7 protein-coding genes are annotated in these 8,246 nt (G+C 73.1%); 3 read left to right on the forward strand and 4 right to left on the reverse strand.

All coding sequences use genetic code 11. The features are described 5' to 3' along the window. Nucleotides 1-155: 155 nt before the first annotated feature. Nucleotides 156-1,916: an ABC transporter ATP-binding protein gene (locus BL253_RS34540; protein WP_076821870.1), complete on the reverse strand. Its 1,761-nt coding sequence runs from the start codon at nucleotides 1,914-1,916 to the stop codon at nucleotides 156-158. Beyond that, nucleotides 1,913-3,784 (reverse strand): ABC transporter ATP-binding protein, encoded by a 1,872-nt coding sequence (locus tag BL253_RS34545; protein WP_081438992.1) that lies wholly within the window; start codon nucleotides 3,782-3,784, stop codon nucleotides 1,913-1,915. The genes BL253_RS34540 and BL253_RS34545 overlap by 4 nt, the downstream gene beginning before the upstream one ends. Nucleotides 3,785-3,972: 188 nt before the next feature. Between BL253_RS34545 and BL253_RS34550 the strand changes: the two genes are divergently transcribed. Continuing rightward, on the forward strand, nucleotides 3,973-5,565 hold the full coding sequence (locus tag BL253_RS34550) for an MFS transporter (protein ID WP_241835401.1): 1,593 nt from the start codon (nucleotides 3,973-3,975) through the stop codon (nucleotides 5,563-5,565). Between the two features lie 422 nt (nucleotides 5,566-5,987). Here BL253_RS34550 and BL253_RS42595 read toward each other — a convergent pair whose 3' ends face one another. Next, nucleotides 5,988-6,344: a hypothetical protein gene (locus BL253_RS42595; RefSeq protein ID WP_158230477.1), complete on the reverse strand. Its 357-nt coding sequence runs from the start codon at nucleotides 6,342-6,344 to the stop codon at nucleotides 5,988-5,990. 194 nt (nucleotides 6,345-6,538) lie between these two features. Between BL253_RS42595 and BL253_RS45945 the strand changes: the two genes are divergently transcribed. Together BL253_RS45945 and BL253_RS45950 are read left to right on the forward strand one after the other, a co-directional pair. Next, the gene (locus BL253_RS45945) at nucleotides 6,539-7,165 is read left to right on the forward strand and encodes a helix-turn-helix domain-containing protein (protein ID WP_241835402.1); all 627 of its coding nucleotides are present in this window, start codon (nucleotides 6,539-6,541) and stop codon (nucleotides 7,163-7,165) included. A 34-nt stretch (nucleotides 7,166-7,199) separates the two neighbouring features. Then, nucleotides 7,200-7,661, forward strand: a complete 462-nt coding sequence (locus tag BL253_RS45950; protein WP_476644134.1) for a transposase — start codon at nucleotides 7,200-7,202, stop codon at nucleotides 7,659-7,661. Between the two features lie 76 nt (nucleotides 7,662-7,737). Here BL253_RS45950 and BL253_RS34565 read toward each other — a convergent pair whose 3' ends face one another. Then, nucleotides 7,738-8,085: a hypothetical protein gene (locus BL253_RS34565; protein WP_076821863.1), complete on the reverse strand. Its 348-nt coding sequence runs from the start codon at nucleotides 8,083-8,085 to the stop codon at nucleotides 7,738-7,740. Between the last annotated feature and the right edge of the window lie 161 nt (nucleotides 8,086-8,246).

The following is an 8,246-nucleotide window of genomic DNA, read 5'->3' on the forward strand; positions in this document are numbered from 1 at the left end:
CACACCCGGCGGAGCCGGACCCGACGTGGCGCCGGACTGACCGCGGGACGGGCCGCCGGACCAGCCGTGGGTGCCGAGCCGCTGGTCCACCGGAGCCGGACCGCCGGACCGCCGGACCGGTTGGGCCTGGACGGCGGCCCGGCTCGGGCGACGGGTCAGTCCCCGCCGGTGGCCGCGCCGGCCGGGACGCGGGTGCCGAGGTGCCAGCCCTGGGCGCGCTGGCGTTGCCGCCAGAACGCGGCGTAGCGGCCGCCGCTCGCCAGCAGCTCGGAGTGGGTGCCGCGCTCGGCGACGCGGCCGCCGTCCAGGACGAGGATCTGGTCGGCGTGGGCGACGGTGGTGAGCCGGTGGGCGACGACGAACACCGTGCGGGCCAGCGTGAGCGCGGCCAGCGCGGAGGTGATCGCCGCCTCGTTCTCCGGGTCGACGGCGGCGGTGGCCTCGTCGAGCAGCACGATCGGGGCGTCCTTGAGCAGGGCGCGGGCGATCGAGACCCGCTGCCGCTCGCCGCCGGACAGCGACGCGCCGCCCTCGCCGACCTGGGTCTCCCAGCCGTCCGGCAGCCGGTCGACGATCTCGTCGACGCGCGCGAGCCGGCCCGCCTCGCGCAGCTCTGCGTCGGTCGCGTCGGGGCGGGCTAGGCGGATGTTGTCGGCGATGCTGCCCTCGAAGAGGTAGACGTCCTGGAACACCGGCGCGACGAGGGCGCCGCGCTGCTCGGCGGTCAGCGCGCGCAGGTCGGCGCCGCCGACGCGGATGGCGCCGGCGTCGACGTCGACGAAGCGGGCGAGCAGCGACAGCAGGGTGGTCTTGCCGGCGCCGGACGATCCCACGATGGCGGTCGTGGTGCCCGCCTCCGCGGTGAGGCTGATCCCGGCGAGGACCGGCCGGCCGGGGTCGTACCCGAAGCTGACGTCATCGACGTCGACGCGGTGACCGCCGACGTCGGCCGGGCGCTCGGGCTCGGGCCGCGGGGCGGTCGCCAGGACCTCGTCGATGCGGGTGAGGCTGGCCCGGGCCGTGCGCAGCGCGGCGCCGTACTCGGCCGACGCGGCCAGCGGCTCGGCGAAGCGGGCGAGCAGCACCAGCAGGGCGACCAGCTCGGCGGTCCGGCCGCCGTCGCGCAGCGCGAGCGCCGTGCCGAGGAGGATGAGCGCGGTGAACACGAGCTGGACGGTCAGGGCGTTCGCGCCGAGCGCCGGCAGGGAGCGGCGCAGCTGGCGGCGCCCGGCGGCGTGCTGCTCGCGCAGCGCGCCGGCGAGCTGCGCGTAGCCGTCGGCGGCCCGGCCGGCGCCGCGCAGCACCGGCTGCAGGCGGGCGAACTCGACGGCCCGGTCGGCCGCCTCGACGCCGGTCGCGTGCAGCTGGTCGTCGACGCTGGCGGCGCGCCGCGCGGCCCACGAGAACACGGCGTACACGAGCGGGATCGCGGCGAGCGCGCCGAGGCCGAGCCGCCAGTCGACGACCAGGATGCCGACGACGACGGTGAGCGAGGTGACGGCGGCCGAGACGAGCGGCTGGAACATGTGCGCGGGCAGCCCCATGATGTCGACGACGCCCTTGCTGGTCAGCTGCCCGATGGCGCCGACCCGGTCGCCGCTGAACCAGCCGATCGGCAAGTCGGCGAGATGGTCGCCCAGGCGGTGGTGCAGGGTGCGCGCGAGCAGGTGCCCGAGCCGGAAGCCGAGCTGCTGGTGGACGTAGGACGCGAACCAGCTGACGACGACCACCGCCGCGAGGATCGCGAGCCAGCGCGCCGCGGCGCCGGTGTCGCCGCGCAGCAGGTCGCGCAGCACCGGTACCAGCAGCACGTACGCCGCGCCCTGCAGCACGTTGTAGACGACGAGGGCGGCGAGGTAGCGCAGGTAGTCGCCGCGGTGCTCGGCACCGAGCACCCTGCCAAGCTGCCGGATCACCGCGCCACCTCCGTGTCGTTCCTGGCGGCGCCGTCCGCGCCGTGCGTCGTCCGGGCCGCCGCGGTCTGGGCCGCCTCGGTCTGGGCCGCCCACAGCTGGGCGTAGCGGCCGCCGGTGGCGAGCAGCTCCGGGTGCCGGCCACGCTCGACGACGCGGCCACCGTCGAGGACGAGGATCTGGTCGGCGGCGGTGACGCTGGCCAGCCGGTGCGCGATCACCAGCACCGTCCGCCCGGCGGCGAGCTCCGACAGCGCGTCCTGGATCGCGGCCTCCGACTCCAGGTCGGCCCACGAGGTCGCCTCGTCGAGGACGAGAACGGGCGTGTCCGCCACCAGCGCGCGGGCGATCGTGACCCGCTGCGCCTCACCGCCCGAGAGGCGGGCGTCCTCGCCGATCACCGAGTCGTAGCCGCGCGGCAGCGCGCTGATCACGTCGTGGATCTGGGCCGCGGTGGCCGCCGCGACGACCCGCTCCCTGGCCGTCCCCGGTTTGGCGAGGGCGATGTTGTCGTGCACGCTGACGCGCAACAGCCCGACGTCCTGGGTCACGAACCCGACGTGCTGGTACAGCTGTTCGCCGCCGACGTCGCGCACGTCCACGCCGCCGAGCAGCACGGCGCCGCCGTCCGGGTCGGTGAACCGGGGGAGCAGGCCGGCGAGGGTCGACTTGCCAGCGCCCGACGGGCCGACGAGCGCCGTCACCGTCCCGGGCTCGAGCACCGCGTCCACCCCGTCGAGGACCCGGACGCGGTCGTCGTAGCCGAACGACACGTCCCGCAGCTCGACCCGGTGCCCCGCCGGCTCCCGCGGCCGTTCCGGCTCGGCGACGACGGGCGTCGCCAGCAGGGAGCCGATGGCGGTGGCGGCGCCGCGGGCCAGCTGCAGCGACGTGGCGGAATGCTCCAGGTTCAGCAGCGGTCCGGCGATCCCGATGCCGAGCACGACGAACGGCACCACGTCGGCGGGGGAGCACCAGCCGGCCTCGACGAACCCGGTCCCGGCCCCGAGGATCACCAGCAGCATCGTCGGGCCGGAGACCGCGGCCATCGTGACCGCGAACGGCCGCAGCATCGGCTTCGTCCAGCCCTCGAAGGCGTCGGCGAACGCGTCGGTCTCGCGCAGGAACCGGGCGTGGGCCCGCCGGGCCTGCCCGAAGGCCTTCACCACGGCGATGCCGTGGACGAACTCCACCGCCGCGGCGTTGATCCGCCCGAGCGCCGCGACATAGGTGGCCATCTGCTCGCTGTAGCCCTTCGTCATCCGCCCGTAGGAGAACGCGAAGAAGACCAGCGGCACCAGCGTGACCAGCGCGAGTCGCCAGTCCGCCCAGAACAGGTAGCCGAGCACCACCAGCGGTGTGACCGCGGCGCCGACGACGTCGTTCGCCGCGTGGGCGACCAGCGTGTGCAGCGCCGAGACCTGGTCCTGCACCGCCGTCTTCACGGCTCCGCTGGAGCGCTGGTCGAACCAGCCCAGCGGTACCCGTCCCAGCCGCCGGGCCATGCGCGCGCGCAGGTCGAGCGTGAGGTCGTTGTCGGCGAGGTGGCTGATCGTCCCGGCCGCGCCGACCAGCATGAAGCGCGCCACGAACGCGACGACCGCGACGAGCACCACGGCCCAGGCCCGGTCGTGGTCGACCGGGTCGCGCAGCAGGGTACTGGCCAGCTCGCCGATGCACACGTATGGAATCACCGCGGCCACGGAGCCAGCGGCCTGGAGGACCGCCGCCGCGACCAGCCGTCCCCGAACCGGTCTCAGCAGGACGCCCAGCGCTTGGCGCTGCGTGCTCTGCCCGCCGGACTGTGCCGCCGGCGCCGTGGGGTCCTCGGTCTCGGCGGACCCGTCGGCGCCGGCCGGCGCCGACGGCAGCCGGCCGTGGCGCGGCCGTCGTCGGTGGCGTCTTGGCCATCCGGTTTCCCCTTCAGCTCGTGGGCGTCCGGGACGGACACCCTCTCTTGTCGATCAAGAAGATCCAGGTTAGGTTAACCTAACTGGACGCTGTCCAATAGACCCTGAGTCGACTTTCTCCCGTCGAACTCCGCTTGAAGAAGGGCGCCATGTCCATCTCAGAACCACCCGACGCCGACGCCGACGCCGACGCCGACGCCGACACCAACGCCAACGCTGACGCCGGGGCCGTGAGCCGAACCGTCGGCGGGCCCCGCGTCGATGCGGGCCAGCCCGCGGCCGGCCAGCCCGTGCCCGCGCCGGCGCCCGTGCGGGCCGGGCTTGTGCTCGCGGTCGTCTGCCTGTGTCAGCTGATGGTGGTGCTCGACATCTCGGTGGTGAACGTCGCGCTGCCGTCCATCCGGGCCGACCTGGGGTTCAGCGACAGCGGCCTGCAATGGGTGGTGAACGCCTACACGCTCACCTTCGGCGGGCTGCTGCTGCTCGGCGGCAGGCTGGCGGACCTGACCGGCCAGCGCCGCGCCGCCATCGCCGGGCTCGGCCTTTTCGGGCTCACGTCCCTGCTCGGCGGGCTGGCGCAGAACCCGGGGGAGCTGATCGCGGCCCGTGCGGCGCAGGGCGTGTCCGGCGCGGTGCTGCTGCCGGTCAGCCTCACCGTCATCACCACCACCTTCGCCGAGGGTGCCGCCCGGCACCGGGCGCTCGCGGTCTGGGGCGCTGTCGCGGGCGCCGGCAGCGCGGTCGGCGTGACCCTCGGGGGTGTGCTCACCGAGTACCTGAACTGGCGGTGGGTGCTGTTCGTCAACGTCCCGATCGCCGCGGTCGCGATCCCGCTCGCCATGGCCTGCATCGGCAACCTGCGCACGGCCCGCCGGCCGCGCCTGGACATCGCCGGCGCGATGCTGGCCACGGCCGCGATGGTCGTCCTGGTCTACGGTGTGGTGCGCACCGACACCTACGCCTGGGGTTCGGCCCGCACGCTCGGCACGCTCGGGATAGCGGCGCTGCTCGCGGTTGCGTTCGTGCTCGTCGAGCGGCGGGTGGCGGCGCCGCTGGTCCGGCTGGGGATCCTGCGGTCCCGGTCGCTGTCGGTGGCCTGCGTCGTCATCTTCCTCGTCGCCTGTGGCCAGTTCGGCGCCTTCTACTTCGCCTCGCTGTACCTGCAGGGCGTGCTCGGCTACAGCCCGCTGCGCACGGGGCTGGCGTTCGTGCCCTTCGCCCTGGGCGTGGTCGCCGGCACGATCGTGGCCGGGCGTCTCATGGCGCGGGTCGGCCCGCGCCCGCTGCTGGTCTGCGGGCTGGCGCTGGGCGCGGTCGGGATGGGCTGGTTCGGCTGGGTCAGCCCGGACGGAGGCTTCGTCGCGGACCTGCTCGGCCCCTCCCTGGTCACCTCGGTGGGCCTCGGGCTCTGCATGGTGACCAACACCGCCGCCGGCACCACCGGCGTCGCACGCGACGAGGCCGGGCTGGCCTCGGGCCTGCTGAACGCCGCGCGCCAGTGCGGGGGAAGCATCGGCCTGGCGGTGCTCGTCACCGTCGCCTCGACCGTCACCCGCCACCAGACTGAGCCGGCCAGCCTCGCCGCCGTCACCACCGGCTACGACCGCGCCTTCCTCGTCGCCGGCGTCCTCATCGGCGTCGCGGCGCTGGCGGCGTTCACGCTGCTGCCGTCCCGCCCTCGCCCCCGCGCCGGCGGCCGGGACGCCGCCGACCGGCTGGCCGGCGCCGAGATATCGGCATAGGCGCAGCGGTACTGGAATGGGCGACCTCAGATGATTGTCGCGTACGTGTTGCCGTCATTCGGCCTGGTAACCACGGTCGGCCTGGTGATGAGGGGTGGTACCGATCATGCTCGCGGACAGCTGAACCCTCGTCTACCAGTAGTCCGGACGGGCCTCTTGTCGTCGAAGCGACCTCGTAGGATGCGCGCCGTGACGCACGCTGGCTGGTCGGGTGTCCGTGAGCGATTTGCCTGCCTGGCCGCCGGACCGGACGCCACCAGGGTCTTTGGCGCCGACGTTCACGAGTGGCTGCTTGAACCGCCTCTCACCACCGCCGAACTGGCCGGGGTCGAGGCGCAGCCACGGGTGGAGTTGCCGAGTGAGTACCGGTCATTCCTGTTGGAAGCAGGACGAGGCGGGCGGGGCCTGCGTACGGGCTGTTTTCACTCCGCCAGATTGATGCGAGGTGGCGCTGGGAGGGGGCCGGTGCCGACCTGACCGATCTGGGCACGCCGCACCAGTCCTTTGCCCATGTCGAGGCGTTCAACCCGTTTGACGAACTGCCGGCCCAGCCCGACGAGAAAGATTACGACTCGCCGGAGGAGTTCGGCGCGGCCAAGAACATCTGGTGGCGGCGATACGAGTCCGACCAGCGGGATTCCGGGCTGCTGTATCTCTGTCACCGCGGTTGTTCGTCGTGGGAGGCGCTCGTGGTCAGCGGCCCGGCGAGAGGCCAGATGTGGGCCGATGACACGGGCGCCGACGAAGAGATTCAACCGCTGCGTGACGACGAGGGTCAACCGCTGAGGTTCGCGCGATGGTATCGGCGGTAGCTGGACGGCGCGGCAGCGAGGCCGTTTGCCAGCCAGTAGGCCACCTCGCAACCCCGTCCCACTACCTAGTGCGCTGTCCGTGAACGTCGGCCGGTTAGGTGTGGCGATCTCGGTTTTGGGTGATGGGCAGGTCTCTACCCCTGTGTGGGAAGGAGTCTGCGATGCCCAGGACGGTGCGCGCCCGTCGGCTGACGGACGAGGAAGGACAGGCCCTGGTGCGGATGGTGCGGCGGGGCCGGCACGACGCGGTCAAGGTCCGCCGGGCGATGATGATCCTGGCGTCGGCGTCGGGGAACACCAACGAGGCGATCGCCGCGCTGGTCGCCGCCGACCCCGACACCGTCCGGGACGTCATCCACGCGTTCAACGACCACGGCCTGGAATGTCTGGACCCGAAGTGGGCCGGTGGCCGTCCGCGGCGGATCACCACAACCGACGAGGCCCGCATCGTCGAGGTCGCCCGGACACGGCCGCGAGCGCTGGGTCTGCCGTTCACCCACTGGAGCCTGCGCAAGCTGTCCGACTACCTGTGTCACCCCCCGGCCGGGGTACGTCCGGTCATCGTCCGGTGGCAGCGCCTGGGCGAGCTGCTCCACCGGCACCGGATCTCCTTCCAGCGCACCCGCACCTGGAAGGAGACCACTGACCCGGACGCGGACGCGAAGCTGGCCCGCATCGAGGACGTGGCCCGACGTCTCCCTGACCGGTGCTTTCGCCTTCGACCAGTTCGGCCCACTGTCCATCCGCCCCTGCCACGGGACCTGCTGGGCCGGGGTCTGCCACCCTGACCGGCTGCCCGCCACCTACCACCGCACCCACGGCATCCGCTACCTCCACGGCTGCTACTCCCTGGGCGAGGACACCCTGTGGGGCGTCGTGCGGGAACGCAAAGGAGCCGACCACACCCTTGCCGCCCTCAAAAGCATCCGCGCCRCCCGCCCGGACGGCGCACCGATCTACGTGATCCTGGACAACTGGTCCGGGAACAAGACCGCCGCGATCCGCGCCTGGGCCCAGCGACACAAGGTCCATCTCTGTCTCACCCCGACCCAGGCGTCCTGGGCCAACCCGATCGAGGCGCACTTCGGCCCGCTGCGCGGCTTCGTGCTCGCCAACAGCGCCCCGCCCAACCACCCGACGCTCGCCCGGGACCTGCACGCCTACCTGCGCTGGCGCAACGCCCACCGCCGCCACCCAGCAGTGTTGGAAGCCCGACGCCGCGAACGCGCCCGCGTCCGAAGCGAGCGCCAACACCGCTGGGGCCACACCCAGAACGCCGCATGATCACGAAAAGTCGACACCCGTTCGCGGACAACGCACTAGTGCAGCCGCGCGTAAATCTTGCTGGTCTGGTTGGTGGTCATTTGGTCCAGGCGGTGGGGTCGCCGGCGTAGAGCCCGCAGGCGCAGTCGAGTGCCTGTTCGGGGGTGGCGGTGGGCTGCCCGTCCGGTAGGTAGGAGTCCTCGTAGGCGCCGCGGCTGTCGAGGTAGATCGCGAAGCCCCACCGGTCGGGCCGGCCGGTGTAGCGCAGCCGGCACAACGGGTAGGGGTTGGCGTCGGCGGGGTCGTCGGTGAAGACCGCGTCGAGGTAGGCGAAGTCGCCGCGGTAGCGGATGGTCAGGTCGCGCAGCTGGGGCCAGCGGGCGGTGTGTCGGGTGTGTAGGCGGTGTTGCAGCACTACCCGGGCCGTCTCGGGGATCTTCGCCACGTCTCTATCCTGCCCGTCCCGGTGTGTCGGGCCCGCGTGCGGGCCCGGCCGGTTCTTTCCTGTCGTCGGAGGAACTGTCCCTTCCAGGATGTGCGTGGGTGAGCGGTGGGCAGACGAGCGGGTGGTCCGAGGGTGGTTCTCGGGGCCGCGCAGCGTCAACG

Source organism: Pseudofrankia asymbiotica, from assembly GCF_001983105.1.
GTDB classification, from domain to species: domain Bacteria; phylum Actinomycetota; class Actinomycetes; order Frankiales; family Frankiaceae; genus Pseudofrankia; species Pseudofrankia asymbiotica.